Here is a 16,009-nt window from a genome sequence, read left to right as displayed (position 1 = left end):
CGCAGCGCTCGCTGCTAATACAGATCGGTGAAGCGCCCGAGCCACAGCCAGTCGACACCGAGCAGCACGACGACGATCAGCGCCCAGCACGCGACGACGAAGCAGCCGGCCGCGAGCACGTCCGCGCCGACGTGACACAACGCACTCCCGGCGCTGTAGCACAGTCCCGTCAGGATCACCCATTTCATGATGAAGCCGGGCAGATACACGCGCATCGCCCGGTTGTGGCGGTAGTTCTGCTGGCGCTCGACGCGGCTGCCACGCGTGACGTCGCGAAAATACTGGAACGGCCACAGGAAACGGTAGACCAGACGCCACAAGGGCTCGCCGGGTCGGGGGAAATCCGATTGCTCGTTGCCAATACTCATCGCTCGCCCCTTCGTCGCTGGCCGCAACAGGCCGTACCGCCGCCTCTCTCGAGATCGCTGCGTTCGCGCGTTTCGGCCGGGCCACTGCTGATATTCTCGCCGGACACGTATCTCCTCCTCGGTCACGAGCCGGCCTTATGCTGGGGAGCGTTTCACGCGTCGAACAGTTCCGGCCAGAGGAGAACATTCGCCGGCGGGCGGGCTGCGACGCAGGCCCTGCATCCCGGAGCAGGAAAGTCGACGTCAACGCAAACCGGTACTGCGGCGTTGATTGCTTGGGCTCGGATAAAGCGCGCGGGCGAGACTTGAACCGAGATCGCGCAACCGTGTTGCATCGTAGTCAAATCCGGGTCGCTGGTTTAATATCCGGCGACCTTTTTACACCACCCCTGATGAGGAAAAGAGCATGAAACTGTTCGTTGCCGCCGCGGTTGCCGCGGGCCTGCTGTCCGCCGCTCCGGCGTTCGCCTCCGCTGAACTTGCCAAGGCCAAGAACTGCCTCGCCTGTCATGCGGTCGACAAGAAGCTGGTCGGCCCTTCGTACCAGGACGTGGCGAAGAAATACGCCGGTCAGGCCGACGCGGTCGCCAAGCTGGCCGAAAAGATCCAGAAAGGCGGTTCGGGCGTGTGGGGCCCGGTGCCGATGCCGGCAAATCCGCAAGTCAGCGCCGACGAGGCCAAGCTGCTCGCCACCTGGGTGATGTCGCAGAAGTAATCGGCGCCCTATCGAAAGAGCCAGCCGCGTGCTGGCTTTTTTTTTGGCCCGTTCGACGCGACCGTGCCCGGCGGCTTCAGTTCAGCAAACGCGCGGGCGGCGTCGTCATCCACGCAATGGTTTCATTCGGCGGCGTGGGACGCGAATAGTAGAAGCCCTGCATCACGTCGCATCCGAGGGCGCGGAGCGTTTCGGCCTGCGCCGGGCGTTCGATGCCTTCGGCGATCAATTGCAGCCCGAAACCGCGCGCAATCCCGGTGATGGCCGAGATGATCGGGTTCGTCACCGGTCCGTCGAGGTCGCGCACGAAGCTGCGGTCGATCTTCAGCGTGCTGACGGGGATTTTCTGCAGATATCCAAGCGCCGAATAACCGGTGCCGAAATCGTCGATCGCGATGCCGAGGCCGGCGTCGCGCAGTTGCCGCACCTTGTGTGCGACGAGCGCCGTATCCTGCATCATCATGCTTTCGGTGATTTCGAGGTCGAGACGGCCGGGCGGGATGTCGTGCCGTTGCAGGCACTCGATGACTGCGGAGACGATGTCCTCACGCTCGAAATCGTGCGTCGACAGATTGAGTGACATCTTCAGGTCGGCAAACCCTGCCTGTCGCCACTGCGCCAGTTGTCCGCAGGCCGCATCCAGCACCCAGCGGCTGATTTCGCCGATCAGGCCGAGTTCCTCGGCGAGCGGGATGAACAGGTCGGGGGCGACGAAACCATGGGCCGGACGGTTCCAGCGCAACAGCGCCTCGGTGCCGACGACCCGTTGTTGCGAAAGGCTGACCTGCGGCTGGAAGTAAAGCTGCAATTGCGCTTGGTCGACTGCCGCGCGCAGATCGTTCTCGAGCGTGATCCGGTCATGGTGGTCGTGGTTGAGTTCCGGGTCGAAAAACCGGAAACCGTTCTTCCCCGAGCGCTTGACCTGATACATCGCGATGTCGGCGTGCTGTGTCAGCGCTTCGGCAGTCCCGCCGTCGCGCGGATAGAGCGCGACGCCGACACTTGCCGTCGCGCGGAACTCGCCGTGCCCGAGCGTGAACGGGGTGTCGAGCGCCGCGAGGATCTTGCGCGCGGCAGTTTCGGCATCGCGGGCGTGGCCGATGTCCGGAAGCAGGACGGTGAACTCGTCGCCGCCGAGGCGCGCCAGCGTGTCGCCGCGCCGTAGCGCCGCCGCCAGGCGCCCTGCGATGCCGCGCAGCAACGCGTCGCCCTCGGCGTGGCCGTAGCTGTCGTTGACGAGCTTGAAGCGGTCGACGTCGATGAACATCACGGCGAGCATGCTGCGCTGGCGCTGCGCCTGGACGATCGCCAGCTCGAGCCGGTCCTTGAACAGCACGCGGTTCGGCAACTGGGTGAGCTGGTCGTGATAGGCCTGAAAAGTGATGATCTCTTCGGCGCGCTTGCGCTCGGAAATGTCGCGTGCGACGCCGTAGAGCCCGCAGGAGCGCCGGTCGGCGGTCGCGGCGAGCATCGGCGTGGCCTGCAGCGCCACGGTGACGCATCCGGCCGTTGCGGGCCTCGGGCGGCGCAGCCGCAGCTCGACGGAAAACGCGGCGCCGGCGCCTTTTTGTTCCGCCTCCAGCAGGCGTTCGATGCGCTCCGCGTCGTCCGGCATCACGAGCGACAGGAACGGAGTGCCGATCAGCTGGTCGCGCTCGAATCCGAGGAGCTCTTCGACGCGCGGGTTGAGGTAACTGAAGCGCCCGGCGGTATCGAGGGTGAAGATCAGGTCCGGCGAACTCTCGACGAGATAGCGGTGCAGTCGCTCCGAGGCGCGCAGGCGCCGGCTCATCGCCTGATTCGCGCGCTCCAGCGCCGTCTTGTGCAGCGCGCCCTGCACGGCGCGCTGCAGCTGCGCGACATGGTAGGGCTTGCGCACGAAGTCGTCCGCCCCGCGTCGCAGCGCGCCGATCGCGGCGTCGATCGCATCCTCGCCGGAAATCATGATCACGGCTTCGCTGCGGCGACGGCTCGCGAGCCAGTCGAGCACGGCAAGACCGGTGCCGTCGGGCAGGCGGTAGTCGAGCAGGATCAGGTCGTACTGCGTGTCGTGCAGCCGGACGATCGTTTCGGCGACGCTCGCGCAATCGTCGAAGCTGCGCCCTTCGCTTGCGAGCAGATGCGGCAGGGTGCGCCGCAGCGGTGCGTCATCATCGACGACGAGGATGCGCGCCGAGGCGCAATCCGTCCGAGCGTCGGATGCACTGTCATAGAAAGGCTCTTCTGCCGGAATAGCCATGGTTCTCCGCTCTGATCAATGCATTCGCTGGACGGACAATAATGCCTCAGTTCAGGCGTTTGTATCCAGAGGTAACAGCAATTGGAAGCTCGTGCCGCTCCCGGCCTGGCTGCGGCAAAGAATCAGGCCGTGCCATTGCTGGAGGATTTCCTGGACGATCGACAGACCGATGCCGTCGTGTCCGCTGCCCTTGCCGCTCGGGCGCGGACTGAAAAGATCCGCGAGCCGTTCCGCGGGCAGGCCGGGGCCGTTGTCGATCAGGCGGATTTCCAGGCATTGCCTGCCGTTCGCAAGCAGCTGGCCGGGGACGGCGACCGAGAAGCGGCCTCCCGGGTGGAGGGCCTCGGCCGCATTGCGGAACAGGTTCAACAGCACCTGGCGCAGTGCCGAACCCGGGATCGCGGCGGCAGGCACAGCGGCTGCGGCGCGCACCTCGAAATGGATGCCGCGCCGCGCGAACAGGGATTCGCCGTACAGGCCGTGGAGTTCCTGCAGCAGCTCGGGGACGCGGCAGCGTGCGGGTTCGGGTTCGGCAACGGGAGTGCGGGCTGCGCGCTCCAGAAGCTCGGTGATGCGGTCAATCTCGCCGTGCAGCGCATCCATTTTTCCGGCGAGCCCCGGCGCATCCGGATGGTGCTGGGCGACGAGGCCAAGATAGCTCTTGATGACGGTCAGCGGACTGCGCGCTTCGTGGACGATGCGCCGGACATGTTCGCGATGATGCGCCTCGATGCGTTCTTCGGTTTCGGCGCGCGCGCTGCGCCGCCGGTCGAGATCGCGCAGCGCCCGCGCCGCAGCGCTCGCGAGGGCGGCCACGACGCGCGCGGCGGCGGGCGGCAGCGGGTTGAGCTCGTCGGCCGCGATGACGGCGACGCCTGTGCCGTCCTTCAATTCCAGCGGCATGCAGCGAATCCCTTCGCGGCCGAGCCAGCGCACGATATGCCAGTCGGGGACGCTTCGCAGAGGGATGCCGGGGCGCAGGAAACATGACGAAGGGTTCGCCGTGCGGGCCGTCAGCGCGATGATGCTGGTTTCGTCCTCGAGGCGCAGCCCCAATTCGCCGTACGGTTGCGCAATATCGTGCCCTGCGCCCAGCGGCAGCGCCTGGAGGATGCCGTGCTCGTCGGCAGCGACCACGAACATTGGATCCGCATCGTTTCCGCACAGCAGGCGAAGCGCCAGGGTAAGGCGCTCCGTGACGCGCGGCGGGTCGAGGTCGATGAAGGCGGTGCGCAGGAGTGCCGACAGCGCCGTGTCGAGCATCGGATCAAGACCCGATCCGCAAGACGCTGCGGGCCAGGCAACACGCGGCGCGGCGCCGCCTGTCTCGTCACGCGATTCCTCGGCGGTCCCGTCGCTCAGCGCGGGCGGGATCGAGGACTGCCGCACGAGGAAACCGACGTCGGTGCGCAGGCTCAGCAGCGCTTCGACGCTCAGCCCGCACTTCTGCGCGAGGCCGGGCAGCTCGTGCTCCCAGCCCTCGCCGGCGAGCCGGCGCGCCGTGTGCAGCAAGGGCACCAGCGGATGGGCGGACCGGGCAGCTTCTTCCAGCGGATGGTCGAATGCCAGCGCGTCGGCAAGCGGGCCGGCGAGCCCGCAGCGCTGGACGACCGTCGAGCCGAACGGGTGCCACAAACCGGCGAGATAGGCTTCGTCCGGATACGCGTAACGGGTTTCCAGCGCGAGATGGAGCGCGCATTCGGCCACGATCAAGGCTTGGCCCGAGCGCAGGCGGACCGCGTGCTCGAGCGGAGCCGCGTTCCACGCGAGCTGCAGCAGCCACGCGCGCAGCACGCTGGCGCCGAGGACCTGCAGCCGCTGCGAGAGTTCGAGGCGCAGCGTCGAGGCGAGGCGCTGCCGCGGCGGCAGCGGGGCAGCGACGAAAATCGAACAGAGCAGGGCCGGGTCACGCAGGATCAGCGACGCGAGCTCGTCCCAGTCGGGCGCATCGGGAGCGAGCAGCCGCAGCGCACGCTCCCGGTGCTCGGCGAGCGGGGCGAAAGAACGAAACGGGAAGAGGCGTTGCTCGGACAGGACCGTCATCGGGTGACCGGGCGCTTTTGTCGGGACGATGGCGCATTCTAGTGTCCTGAGTTAAAAATTTGTTGAACAACTAGCTCATCCGCTGGTCTCTCATGCCGTACGATTGGCGACAGGAGGCAGCGATGGGCAGACCGAAGGTGGAGATCGTGCTGAACGAGAGCGAGCGCGAGCAGCTTGAAGCCTGGACGCGTCGGCGTAAGACCGCGCAGGCGCTCGCATTGCGCTCGCGGATCGTTCTCGAGTGTGCGACGGGTGTCGACAGCAAGGTTGTCGCGCAACGCTTGTCGGTGTCGCAGCAGATGGTATCGAAATGGCGCAACCGCTTTGACGCGAATCGGCTCGATGGCCTGCTCGATGCCCCGCGCTCGGGGGCGCCGCGTACGATCGACGATACCCGTGTCGATGCGGTGATTGCCAAGACGCTCGAAACGGTGCCGAAGAATGCCACCCATTGGAGTACGCGCAGCATGGCGCGCGAGATGGGGATGTCGCAGACGGCGGTCAGCCGCATCTGGCGCGCCTTCGGCCTGCAACCGCACCGGCAGGAAACATTCAAGCTCTCGACCGATCCGCTGTTCGTCGACAAGGTCCGCGACATCGTCGGGTTGTATCTGGATCCCCCGGTCAAGGCGATGGTGTTGTGCGTCGATGAGAAGAGCCAGATCCAGGCGCTCGACCGCACCCAGCCGATCCTGCCGCTGGCGCCGGGACTTCCCGAACGGCGAACGCATGACTATATGCGCCACGGCACAACGACTTTGTTTGCGGCGCTCGATGTCGCCACCGGAGAAGTCATCGGGGAACTGCACCGACGCCACCGCAGCCGCGAGTTTCTGGCCTTTCTGCGCACCATCGAAGCCAACGTCCCAGCCGGTCTGGACATCCATCTGGTGATGGACAACTACGGCACGCACAAGACGCCAAAGGTCAGGAGTTGGTTTGCCCGTCATCCGCGTTTCCACGTCCATTTCACCCCGACCTCGGCCTCCTGGATCAACCAGGTCGAACGCTGGTTTGCCGAGCTCACCGAAAAACAGATTCGTCGCGGCACCCACCGTTCCACCCGCCAACTCGAGCAGGCCATCCGCGACTACCTTGCTCGCTACAACGATGATCCCAAACCCTTCGCATGGACCAAATCAACTGACGACATCCTCGCCAGCCTTGAACGATTTTGTATGCGAATTTCTAACTCAGCACACTAGGGGCGACGCGCTGCGCGCGATGTGACCGAATGCCTGCGGCAACGACACCGCCTGACAAATATTGCATCTCCGGACGCGGCCGATCGGGCCGTCCGCCGGCCCCTATCAGGCCTGCAGGCTGTCTGCGAAGCCCAGTGCGCGGACGAGCGCGCGGTTGATCTGCTCCGGAGCGATCTGCAGTTCCGCCGCTTGCTGCTGCAACGCCGCCGGGTCGAAACTTTCACACTTTTTCGCCAGCTGCAGGAAAGGTGCATAGGGGCCCTGATCCAGAAGCAGCGCGTCGCTGACGGCAGCGGGAAGGCTCATCTCTTCGAGCAGGCCCTGCATCGACGTCCCGAGCATCACGTCGAGCAGCGAAAATGCGCCCGTGATGAACAGGTTGTCACGCTCGGACTTGTCGAAGAACGACATGCCGATCTCCTCCATGAAGCGGCCGCGCGAAATCGATGTCTGCATCATCGCGGGCGCCCCCGGATCGCGGTTCGCGGTGACCAGCAGCAACGACAGCCATTTGTGCAGGTTCGCGTAGCCCAGAATGCTGACCGCATGGCGGAAGGACTGGATCTCGCACATCAGCCCGAATCCGGCGGAGTTGATGTAGCGCAACAGCTTGTAGGAAACCGCGACGTCTTGGCGCAGCACGGCCTCGATCTCGCGGAGCTCGGCGTTGTTGCGCACCAGCCCGATCAGCCGGACGAGCTGCGCGTGCGCTGGCGACAGCTGCTTCGGCGGCTGGTTGCCGTGCAGGAAGAACCAGCCGGAGGCGCCGTCGTAGCCTGCCTGGATAGCCTGCCCGAAGGCCTCCACATTCGGCAGCCCCCACGCGAGGGCAATGCCGGGCGCACCCGACGGCAGCTGATGCTTCCTGCTGTCCATCAGGACGAAGCGCCAGTCGTAGCCGGCCGGCACGGGCGTTCCCGGCGCGAACCAGCTCAGGCATACGCTTACCCCCGCTTCGCGCAGCTGCGGCAGCAGGGCCTGGGTCTGCGGATGGGCGAGGGCCTGCACCGGGATCTCGATCATCGCGTTCGTCGGCGCCTGCCACTTCATCAGCTCCGGCGTCGGCACGAGCTTGCCGAGGCAGAGGAAAACCGGGTGATGAGTCGGCCACATCTCGCCGAGTCCGTTGAGCATTTCCACGACGGCGCCGATGTTCGGGCCATGGGCGATCAGGCGGTTCGCAGTGATCGCCCGGTTGCGGTTGACGACCGGTTCGCGCGTGAGAAAGGCGGTCTCGGCCATCGTTTCAGCGGCCCGCGTCGGAAGCAAAGGTGAAGGCGTCGGAGAAAAAAGCCTCTGCGCGCAGGCGACGCTCGGCGACCAGATCCCGGCGCGCCGCGTCGATCATCGCCGGAGCGCCGCAGGCATAGACTTCATGGGCGGAAAGGTCGGGGAGGTCCCGCATTGCGGCGTGGTGGACGAGGCCCGTCCGCCCGCTCCACGCATCGCCCGCGCCCGGCTCCGAGAGGACCGGTACATAGCGGAAACCGGGCAGCAGCGATTCCCAGGAGCGCGCGAGCTCGTCGAGGTAAAGGCCGGCGCGGTCGCGCGCCCCCCAGTACAACGTCATCGGCCGCCCTTGTCCGGTGCGGATCGCGTGCTCGACGATGCTCTTGATCGGCGCGAACCCGGTGCCGCCCGCGATCAGCAGCGCCGGCCCGGTGGAGTCCTCGCGCAGACCGAAGCTGCCGAGCGGGCCTTCGAAGCGCAGGATGTCGCGCTCTTTCATCGCGTTGAACACGTGGTCGGTGAACTGTCCGCCGGGCACGTGGCGAACGTGCAGTTCGAGGTGATCGGCGTCGTCCGGCGCATTGGCGATCGAGAAGCTGCGGCGGCCGCCGCCGGCGAGGATGAAGTCGATGTACTGGCCGGCATGGAAGCGGAACGTCTCGCTGGCCGGCAGCTTCACCTCGACGATCATCACGTCGTGAGCGACGCGGCGCAGGCGCTGCACGCGACAGAGCAGCTTCCTGACCGGGATGTCGCCGGCGCGCCGCACGTTGCGCGCTTCGAGGACGAGGTCGCTGCGGGCGCGGGCGCGGCAGAACAGCGCGAGGCCGGCAGCGCGCTCCGCGTCGGACAGCGCGCTCGCCGAAACTTCGCCGATGTCGACTTCGCCGCTGAGCACGCGGCCCTTGCAGGCGCCGCACGCGCCGTCCCGGCAGCCGTGCGGAAGCAGCAGGCCGGCCGCGAACGCGGCGTCGAGAATCGTCTGGTCGTCTTCGGCAGTGAAGCGCTGTCCGTCAGGCTCGAGTGAAATCTGGAACGGCATCGGGCGTGAGATAATCAAAACATGAAGAGAATATTGATCGTCGGCAGCGGTGACGTTGCCATGCGGGCGATTCCGTGGCTGGCGAAACGCTTCCGCGTGTATGCCGTGACGCGCAGCGCTGCCTCATGCGCGGCGCTGCGCTCACGTGGCGCGATCCCATTGCCCGCGGACCTCGACGACCGGCGCAGCCTCGCACGCCTGGCCGGGATCGCCGACGTGGTCCTGCATTTCGCCCCGCCTCCGGCTCGCGGCGTCCGGGATCCGCGTACCGCCGCACTGCTGGCAGCGCTGGCGCAGCGGCCGAGTCTACCACAGCGGGTCATATACATTAGTACGACGGGCGTCTATGGCGACTGCGGCGGCGCGTGGGTCAGCGAGGCGAGTCCTTGCGTGCCGCGCACCGATCGCGCCCGACGCCGCGTCGACGCCGAGCGCCGCGTGAGGGATTTCGGCCGCCGCTGCGCAGTCGCGGTCAGCATCCTGCGCGCGCCGGGCATTTACGCTGCCGACCGCCTGCCGCTCGCGCGTCTGCAGCGCGGCGAGCCGGTGCTGCTCACCGCCCAGGACGTCCATACCAACCACATTCATGCCGACGACCTCGCGCAGCTCGCCTGTCTCGCGATCTTTCGCGCGCGACCGGGCCGGGTGTATAACGCCGTCGATGATACGAGCATGAAAATGGGAGATTATTTCGACTTCGCGGCGGATTTTTTTGGCGTTCCGCGGCCGCCGCGCATGAGCCGGGCCGACATCGCCGCGACGCTCTCGCCGATGGCGCTGTCGTTCCTGTCGGAGTCGCGCCGTTTGTCGAACGAGCGCATCCGGCGTGAATTGCGCGCCCGCCTGAAATACCCGACCGTGCGCGAAGGGTTCGCCGCGGCACTCAAGACTCGCGGAGGAAACATTTGATGCTGGTGGTCAAGGCGCTGCACATCACGTTCGTCGTCAGCTGGTTCGCAGGGCTGTTCTATCTGCCGCGCCTGTTCGTGAACCATGCGATGGTCGAGGATGGAGCGACGCGCGAGCGCCTCGCGCTGATGGAATACAAGCTTTATCGCTTCATGACGCCGCTCGGCATCCTCGCGGTCGTGCTCGGCTTCTGGCTGTGGTTCGGCTTCGGCGACCGTTTCGGCAACGCCGGCTGGCTGCACGCGAAGACGCTGCTGGTGGTTTTCCTGATCGGCTACCACCTTTACTGTGGCCGGCTGATGCGCGATTTCGCTGCCGGGCGCAACACCCGCAGCCATGTCTGGTTCAGGGTGTTCAACGAAGTGCCGGTGCTGGTGCTGTTCGCGGTGGTCTTTCTCGCAGTGTTGAAGCCGTTCTGACGTACCCTGCCGACGGCGACGCGGTCGCACGATCGCTTTGCCGCCGCGCCTCTCCGAGGCACCGCCTCCTTTCCGATGCTGTTTTTTTCCGATCGTGGTCCCCGCTATGTCCGAATCCTTTTTTTCCCCCTGTCCGCGCGGCCTCGAGCCGACGCTCGCCGAGGAACTCGCGACGCTCGGCGCCGCGTCGATTGCACCGACGCACGGCGGAGTCGGTTTTTCCGGCGACTGGCGCGTGTGCTACCGCGCCAATCTCGAGAGCCGGCTCGCGACCCGCGTCATGTGGCGCCTCGCCGAAGGCCGCTACCAGAGCGAGGACGACATCTATCGCCTCGCCTACGGCGTGACCTGGGCGAAGTGGTTCACCGTCGATGACACGATCCGCATCCATGTCACGGCCAAGCAGTCGCCGCTGAAAAGCCTCGAATTCATCACGCTGCGCATCAAGGACGCGGTGTGCGATCACTTCCGCACCGTGACCGGCAAGCGCCCGAGCGTCGATACCGCGAACCCCGCGATCCGCATCCATGCGTTCCTGACGCGCGACCGCGTCACGCTGTATCTCGATACTTCCGGCGAGCCACTGTACAAGCGCGGCTTCAAGCCGGCTGCCGTCGAAGCGCCGCTGAAGGAAAACCTCGCCGCCGGCATCCTGCGGCTGTCCGGGTGGCAGCCCGGCGAAGCGCTGCTCGATCCGATGTGCGGCAGCGGCACTTTCCTCATCGAGGCGGCGCAGATCGCGCTCGATATCGCGCCTGGCCTCGGGCGCGATTTTGCGTTCGAGCGCTTCCGCCATCTCGATCGCGCGGCCTGGGCGAGCATCCGCCAGGCGGCCGAAGCGCGTCGCCAGCCGCCGCGGCGGCTGAAGATCTACGGTTCCGACATCGTCGGCGAGCAGGTGCGGCGCGCGCGCGTCAATCTGCAGTCGGCGGGGCTCGCTGACTGCGTCGTCCTCGACCGCGCCGATTTCCTCAAGCTCGACCCGCCGGCGGAGTCGGGCGTGCTGGTGACCAATCCGCCTTACGGCGTGCGCATCGGCGAGGCCGAAGAGCTGGCGGCGCTGTATCCGCAGTTCGGCGACGCGTTGAAGCAGCGCTGGAGCGGCTGGCGCTGCTATTTCCTCACCGCCGACCCGGCGCTGCCCAAGCTGATCGGGCTCAAGGCGAGCAAGCGCACGCCGCTCTTCAACGGTGCGCTCGAGTGCCGGCTGTTCGAATACCGAATGGTCGCCGGCAGCATGCGGCGCAAGCCGGCGGCCGGCGAGTAGGCGCGTCGGACCGCCGGGGCGGCGGCGCGAGGATGCTTCACACGATGTCGAGGTGCTGGATGCCGGACACCAGGTCCTTGTCGCCGTGCCTGCTGTTGAGCTTGATCTGCAGGCGCAGGTCGTTGACCGAGTCGGCATTGCGCAGCGCGTCCTCGTAGCTGATGCGCTCTTCCTCGTAGAGGTCGAACAGGCTCTGGTCGAACGTCTGCATGCCGAGTTCGCGCGAGCGCTTCATGACTTCCTTGATGCCCGGGACTTCGCCCTTGAAAATCAGGTCGGCGATCAGCGGTGAATTCAGCAGCACTTCGACCGCCGGCACGCGGCCCTTGCGCTCCTTGAGCGGCAGCAGGCGCTGCGAGATCAGCGCGCGCAGGTTCAGCGACAGGTCCATCAAGAGCTGCGGACGACGGTCTTCGGGGAAGAAGTTGATGATGCGGTCGATCGCTTGGTTCGCGCTGTTCGCGTGCAGCGTCGCGAGGCACAGGTGCCCGGTTTCGGCGAACGCGATCGCGTAGTCCATCGTCTCGCGGTCGCGGATTTCGCCCATCAGGATCACGTCGGGTGCCTGGCGCAGCGTGTTCTTCAGCGCCGCTTCCCAGTTGTCGGTGTCGATGCCGATCTCGCGCTGCGTGACGATGCAGTTCTTGTGCTGATGCACGTATTCGATCGGGTCCTCGACGGTGATGATGTGCCCGTACGAGTGCTCGTTGCGGAAGTCGACCATCGCTGCGAGCGACGTCGTCTTGCCGGTGCCGGTGCCGCCGACGAAAATCACCAGCCCGCGCTTGGCCATTGCGATGTCGCGCAGCACGCGCGGCATGCCCAGCTCGTCGAAGTTCGGGATCGTCTGCGCGATCGTGCGCAGCACCAGCCCGACTTTGCCCTGCTGGATGAACGCGTTCGCGCGAAAGCGCCCGACGCCCGGCGGCGAGATCGCGAAGTTGCACTCCTTCGTCGACTCGAACTCGGCCGCCTGGCGGTCGTTCATGATCGCGCGCGCGAGTTCGGTCGTGTGCTGCGCCGTCAGCGTCTGGTTGGACTGCGGCGTGACGCGCCCGTCCACCTTGATGGCCGGCGGAAAACCCGCGGTGATGAAGAGGTCCGAGCCGTTTTTCTGCACCATCAGCCGCAGCAGGTCGTGCATGAACTTCAGGGCCTGATCGCGTTCCATTGCTGCGCTCCCGCGGAAAAAGTGTCGGCTGTGAGGCCGCGTCGCCCGACTGCCGCCGCCCCTCGGGGTGAAACAGGGGAACTGCGGCGCGCGGCGAATCCGGCCGCAATTATCCGACGAAATTCACCGGGCGAAAGAAAATTACCCGGCGAAATTGTCCTTGTTCTGCGCGCGCACCCTGGCTTCGCCGACCGACACGACGTTGCGCCGCACGAGGTCCATGAGGTTCTGGTCGAGCGTCTGCATGCCGACCGCCTGGCCGGTCTGGATCGCCGAGTACATCTGCGCGATCTTGTTCTCGCGGATCAGGTTGCGGATCGCCGGCGTGCCGATCATGATCTCGTGCGCCGCGACGCGGCCCTGGCCGTCCTTGGTTTTCAGCAGCGTCTGCGAGATCACCGCGCGCAGCGACTCCGACAGCATCGCGCGCACCATGTCCTTCTCGGCGGCCGGAAAAACGTCGACGATCCGGTCGACGGTCTTCGCCGCCGACGAGGTGTGCAGCGTGCCGAACACGAGGTGGCCGGTTTCGGCGCCGGTCAGGGCGAGACGGATCGTCTCGAGGTCGCGCAGCTCGCCGACGAGAATCACGTCCGGGTCCTCGCGCAGCGCCGAGCGCAGCGCGTTGTTGAACGACAGCGTGTCGCGGGCGACTTCGCGCTGGTTGATCAGGCAGCGCTTCGATTCGTGCACGAATTCGATCGGGTCCTCGATCGTCAGGATGTGGCCGTAGTCGTTCTCGTTGACGTAATCGACCATCGCGGCAAGCGTCGTCGATTTGCCCGAGCCGGTCGGGCCGGTCACCAATACGATGCCGCGCGGCTGCTTGGCGATCTCCTTGAAGATCTTCGGCGCGTCGAGCTCCTCGAGGCTCAGCACTTTCGTCGGAATCGTCCGGAACACCGCCGAGGCGCCGCGGTTCTGGTTGAACGCATTGACGCGGAAGCGCGCGAGGTTCGGCACCGCGAACGAGAAGTCGCATTCGAGCACTTCCTCGAACTGCTTGCGCTGGCCGTCGTTCATGATGTCGTACACCATCGAGTGCACGTCCTTGTGCTCCATCGGCGGCAGGTTGATGCGCCGCACGTCGCCATGCACCCGGATCATCGGCGGCAGCCCGGACGACAGATGCAGGTCGGATGCCTTGTTCTTGACCGCGAAGGCAAGCAGTTCGGTGATGTCCATGGGATTGTCGCTTGAGGTTGACCGGGCGGATTGCGGGGCGCGGGGGCGTCCCGGTCGCGATGCTATACTCGCTCGCCTGATCCACGGCCGAAATCCGCCGCTATATGACATCAATCTCCGCGAACTTGCAAGCCGTGCGCCAGCGCGTCGCGGCGGCTGCCCGGGCGTCGGGACGCACGCCGGAGGACGTCGCGCTGCTCGCCGTCAGCAAGACGCAGTCGGCGCAATGCGTCGTCGAAGCGGCGCACGCCGGGCAGCGGCTGTTCGGCGAAAATTACGTCCGGGAAGGTGCCACGAAAGCGGCCGAGCTGCACGCGCTGCAACTCGAATGGCATTTCATCGGGCCGCTGCAGAGTAACAAGACGCGCCCGGTCGCGGCGCATTTCCACTGGGTCCACTCGGTCGACCGGCTCAAGCTCGCCGAACGGCTGTCGGAGCAGCGCGGCAGTGATCTGCCGCCGCTGAACGTATGCATCCAGGTCAATCTCGGCGGCGAGGCAAGCAAGAGCGGCGTCGCGCCCGGCGAAGTGCCGGCGCTCGCTGCGGCGGTCGCGAAGCTGCCGCGTCTCGCGCTGCGCGGCCTGATGTGCATTCCCGAAGCCGGAGGCGACGAAGCCCTGTTGCGCGCGCGCTTCGCGACGTTGCGACAGCTTCGCGATCGCCTCAACGACGCGGGGTTCGCGCTCGACACGCTGTCGATGGGGATGTCGGACGACCTGGAACTGGCGATCGCCGAAGGCGCGACGATGGTGCGCGTGGGCACCGCAATTTTCGGCGCACGGCACGTGCGCGAGGAGCGAGCATGACGGAACGCATCAAGATCAGTTTCCTCGGCGGTGGCAACATGGCGACCGCCCTGATCGGCGGCCTCGCCGAGCGCGGTTTTGCGAGCCCGGACATTCAGGCAGTCGACCTGCAGGCCGACAGCCGCGCGCGACTCGCGGAGCGCTTCGGCATCCGCACCGCCCAAGCCGTCGATGACGACGTGCTCGGGTGCGATGTCGTCGTGCTCGCAGTCAAGCCGCAACAGATGAAAGCCGCCGTCGCGCCGCTCGCCGGGCGACTGACGCGCCAGGTGGTCGTCAGCATCGCCGCCGGCCTGCGGCTCGCCGACGTCGGTCGCTGGCTCGGCGGCTACCATCGCCTGGTGCGCGCGATGCCGAACACGCCGGCGCTGATTGGCGCAGGCGTCACCGGCCTGTACGCCGATCCTTCGGTCGATGCCGCGGGGCGCGAAGCCGCCGAGCGCATTCTCGGCGCGGTCGGCAGCACGGTGTGGATCGCCGACGAAGCGCAGATGGACGCGGTGACGGCGGTCTCCGGCAGCGGGCCCGCCTACGTGTTCCATTTCATCGAAGCGCTCGAAGCGGCCGGCGTCTCGCTCGGCTTCGACGCGGCAACCGCGCGGCGGCTGGCGCTCGACACCGTGCTCGGCGCGGCGAAACTCGCGGCCGGCGCCGACGAGGCGCCCGCGGTGTTGCGCGAGCGCGTGACGTCGAAAGGCGGGACGACCGAAGCCGCGCTCGCGAGCATGGCTTCGTCGGGCGTCTTCGACGCGATCGTGCGCGCGGTACATGCCGCGGACGTGCGCGGCCGCGAACTCGGCGAACAGCTCGGAAAGGATTGATCGCCCATGCTCGGCAACGTGCTGCTCCTGATCCTGAACACCGCCGCGGGCTTTCTGACGCTGATGCTGCTCGCCCGCTTCTTCATGCAGTGGCAGCGGGTGTCGTTCCGCAACCAGATCGGCCAGTTCGTCGTCGCGACGACCGACTGGGTCGTCCGTCCGCTGCGCCGCGTGATTCCCGGCCTGATGGGGATCGACCTCGCGAGCCTCGTGCCGGCGTGGGTGCTGCAGACGCTGATGGTGTTCATCGAGCTGTGGGTCAGGGGCGTGCCGCTCGACGGCAGCGTCGCCGGCCTGCTGCTCGGCGTCTGGGGGCTCGGGCTGCTCGAGCTGTTGCGCATGGCGATCTACCTGGTCATCGCCGTGGTGCTGATGTCGGCGGTGCTGTCGTGGGTCAGCCCGCATGCCCCGGCCGCATCGGTGTTCCACAATCTGTCGGCGCCGTTCCTGCGGCCGTTCCGCCGCGTGATTCCGCCGATCGCGAACGTCGACCTGTCGCCGCTCGTACTGCTGCTGGTGCTGCAGATCGTGCTGATGGTCGTCAGCAGCCTGCGCGGCAACTTTGCGGCGCTGCTCGTCGGCTGACAGC

15 protein-coding genes are annotated in these 16,009 nt (G+C 66.6%); 8 read left to right on the top strand and 7 right to left on the bottom strand.

Annotated elements, in window-relative coordinates; translation table 11 throughout:
- Positions 1-14: 14 nt before the first annotated feature.
- Positions 15-368: a hypothetical protein gene (locus tag PA01_05715; GenBank protein KON81175.1), complete on the bottom strand. Its 354-nt coding sequence runs from the start codon at positions 366-368 to the stop codon at positions 15-17.
- Positions 369-774: 406 nt separating this feature from the next.
- On the opposite strand from PA01_05715, the gene PA01_05710 reads away from it, so the two are divergent.
- A complete protein-coding gene (locus tag PA01_05710; GenBank protein ID KON81174.1) occupies positions 775-1,083 on the top strand; it encodes a c-type cytochrome in 309 nt (102 codons plus the stop codon).
- A 76-nt stretch (positions 1,084-1,159) separates the two neighbouring features.
- On the opposite strand, the gene PA01_05705 is transcribed toward PA01_05710, so the two are convergent.
- Together PA01_05705 and PA01_05700 are read right to left on the bottom strand one after the other, a co-directional pair.
- The gene (locus PA01_05705; GenBank protein KON81173.1) at positions 1,160-3,322 is read right to left on the bottom strand and encodes an EAL domain-containing protein; all 2,163 of its coding nucleotides are present in this window, start codon (positions 3,320-3,322) and stop codon (positions 1,160-1,162) included.
- Between the two features lie 51 nt (positions 3,323-3,373).
- Positions 3,374-5,365, bottom strand: coding sequence for an ATP-binding protein (locus PA01_05700; protein KAI5913045.1), 1,992 nt, complete (start codon positions 5,363-5,365; stop codon positions 3,374-3,376).
- Positions 5,366-5,487: 122 nt separating this feature from the next.
- Between PA01_05700 and PA01_05695 the strand changes: the two genes are divergently transcribed.
- Positions 5,488-6,570 (top strand): IS630 family transposase, encoded by a 1,083-nt coding sequence (locus tag PA01_05695; GenBank protein KON81172.1) that lies wholly within the window; start codon positions 5,488-5,490, stop codon positions 6,568-6,570.
- Between the two features lie 105 nt (positions 6,571-6,675).
- Here PA01_05695 and PA01_05690 read toward each other — a convergent pair whose 3' ends face one another.
- Both PA01_05690 and PA01_05685 read right to left on the bottom strand, forming a co-directional pair.
- Positions 6,676-7,812: an HDOD domain-containing protein gene (locus PA01_05690; GenBank protein ID KON81171.1), complete on the bottom strand. Its 1,137-nt coding sequence runs from the start codon at positions 7,810-7,812 to the stop codon at positions 6,676-6,678.
- Positions 7,813-7,816: 4 nt separating this feature from the next.
- Positions 7,817-8,842, bottom strand: coding sequence for a CDP-6-deoxy-delta-3,4-glucoseen reductase (locus PA01_05685; GenBank protein ID KON81170.1), 1,026 nt, complete (start codon positions 8,840-8,842; stop codon positions 7,817-7,819).
- Between the two features lie 21 nt (positions 8,843-8,863).
- Between PA01_05685 and PA01_05680 the strand changes: the two genes are divergently transcribed.
- The 3 genes from PA01_05680 (at position 8,864) to PA01_05670 (ending at position 11,437) form a co-directional block, all read left to right on the top strand.
- Positions 8,864-9,751, top strand: coding sequence for an SDR family oxidoreductase (locus tag PA01_05680; protein KON81169.1), 888 nt, complete (start codon positions 8,864-8,866; stop codon positions 9,749-9,751).
- On the top strand, positions 9,751-10,170 hold the full coding sequence (locus PA01_05675) for a CopD family protein (GenBank protein ID KON81168.1): 420 nt from the start codon (positions 9,751-9,753) through the stop codon (positions 10,168-10,170). The genes PA01_05680 and PA01_05675 overlap by 1 nt, the downstream gene beginning before the upstream one ends.
- 106 nt (positions 10,171-10,276) lie before the next feature.
- A complete protein-coding gene (locus PA01_05670) occupies positions 10,277-11,437 on the top strand; it encodes a THUMP domain-containing protein (GenBank protein ID KON81167.1) in 1,161 nt (386 codons plus the stop codon).
- Between the two features lie 37 nt (positions 11,438-11,474).
- Here the strand turns inward: PA01_05670 and PA01_05665 are convergent, their stop codons facing one another.
- Together PA01_05665 and PA01_05660 are read right to left on the bottom strand one after the other, a co-directional pair.
- Positions 11,475-12,608 carry a PilT/PilU family type 4a pilus ATPase gene (locus PA01_05665; protein KON81166.1) on the bottom strand — a complete coding sequence of 378 codons (1,134 nt, stop codon included), beginning with the start codon at positions 12,606-12,608 and terminating at the stop codon, positions 11,475-11,477.
- 141 nt (positions 12,609-12,749) lie between these two features.
- A complete protein-coding gene (locus tag PA01_05660) occupies positions 12,750-13,793 on the bottom strand; it encodes a type IV pilus twitching motility protein PilT (GenBank protein KON81165.1) in 1,044 nt (347 codons plus the stop codon).
- 104 nt (positions 13,794-13,897) lie between these two features.
- Here PA01_05660 and PA01_05655 point away from each other — a divergent pair, with 104 nt between their 5' ends.
- From PA01_05655 to PA01_05645, 3 genes are read left to right on the top strand one after another with little or no spacing between them, the layout of a single operon-like run.
- Positions 13,898-14,599, top strand: a complete 702-nt coding sequence (locus PA01_05655; GenBank protein KON81164.1) for a YggS family pyridoxal phosphate-dependent enzyme — start codon at positions 13,898-13,900, stop codon at positions 14,597-14,599.
- Positions 14,596-15,420 (top strand): pyrroline-5-carboxylate reductase, encoded by an 825-nt coding sequence (gene proC / locus PA01_05650; protein ID KON82331.2) that lies wholly within the window; start codon positions 14,596-14,598, stop codon positions 15,418-15,420. The genes PA01_05655 and proC overlap by 4 nt, the downstream gene beginning before the upstream one ends.
- A gap of 6 nt (positions 15,421-15,426) precedes the next feature.
- Entirely contained in the window at positions 15,427-16,005 is a 579-nt protein-coding gene (locus tag PA01_05645) for a YggT family protein (protein KON81163.1), read from the top strand.
- The last annotated feature ends 4 nt before the right edge of the window (positions 16,006-16,009 follow it).

The sequence above is a fragment of the Azoarcus sp. PA01 genome (genome assembly GCA_001274695.2).
Classification (GTDB): Bacteria; Pseudomonadota; Gammaproteobacteria; order Burkholderiales; family Rhodocyclaceae; genus Aromatoleum.
The sequence above is the reverse complement of the archived record's forward strand: the minus strand, read 5'-3'. Positions and strand labels throughout refer to the sequence as shown.

Bases quoted from the DNA above. Each gene is read 5' to 3' on its own strand.
- PA01_05710 (KON81174.1), top strand. From the start codon at position 775: ATGAAACTGTTCGTTGCCGCCGCGGTTGCCGCGGGCCTGCTGTCCGCC.
- PA01_05680 (KON81169.1), top strand. From the start codon at position 8,864: ATGAAGAGAATATTGATCGTCGGCAGCGGTGACGTTGCCATGCGGGCG.
- PA01_05705 (KON81173.1), bottom strand. From the start codon at position 3,322: ATGGCTATTCCGGCAGAAGAGCCTTTCTATGACAGTGCATCCGACGCT.
- PA01_05655 (KON81164.1), top strand. From the start codon at position 13,898: ATGACATCAATCTCCGCGAACTTGCAAGCCGTGCGCCAGCGCGTCGCG.
- PA01_05660 (KON81165.1), bottom strand. From the start codon at position 13,793: ATGGACATCACCGAACTGCTTGCCTTCGCGGTCAAGAACAAGGCATCC.
- PA01_05670 (KON81167.1), top strand. From the start codon at position 10,277: ATGTCCGAATCCTTTTTTTCCCCCTGTCCGCGCGGCCTCGAGCCGACG.
- PA01_05685 (KON81170.1), bottom strand. From the start codon at position 8,842: ATGCCGTTCCAGATTTCACTCGAGCCTGACGGACAGCGCTTCACTGCC.
- PA01_05675 (KON81168.1), top strand. From the start codon at position 9,751: ATGCTGGTGGTCAAGGCGCTGCACATCACGTTCGTCGTCAGCTGGTTC.
- proC (KON82331.2), top strand. From the start codon at position 14,596: ATGACGGAACGCATCAAGATCAGTTTCCTCGGCGGTGGCAACATGGCG.
- PA01_05665 (KON81166.1), bottom strand. From the start codon at position 12,608: ATGGAACGCGATCAGGCCCTGAAGTTCATGCACGACCTGCTGCGGCTG.
- PA01_05690 (KON81171.1), bottom strand. From the start codon at position 7,812: ATGGCCGAGACCGCCTTTCTCACGCGCGAACCGGTCGTCAACCGCAAC.
- PA01_05700 (KAI5913045.1), bottom strand. From the start codon at position 5,365: ATGACGGTCCTGTCCGAGCAACGCCTCTTCCCGTTTCGTTCTTTCGCC.
- PA01_05645 (KON81163.1), top strand. From the start codon at position 15,427: ATGCTCGGCAACGTGCTGCTCCTGATCCTGAACACCGCCGCGGGCTTT.
- PA01_05695 (KON81172.1), top strand. From the start codon at position 5,488: ATGGGCAGACCGAAGGTGGAGATCGTGCTGAACGAGAGCGAGCGCGAG.
- PA01_05715 (KON81175.1), bottom strand. From the start codon at position 368: ATGAGTATTGGCAACGAGCAATCGGATTTCCCCCGACCCGGCGAGCCC.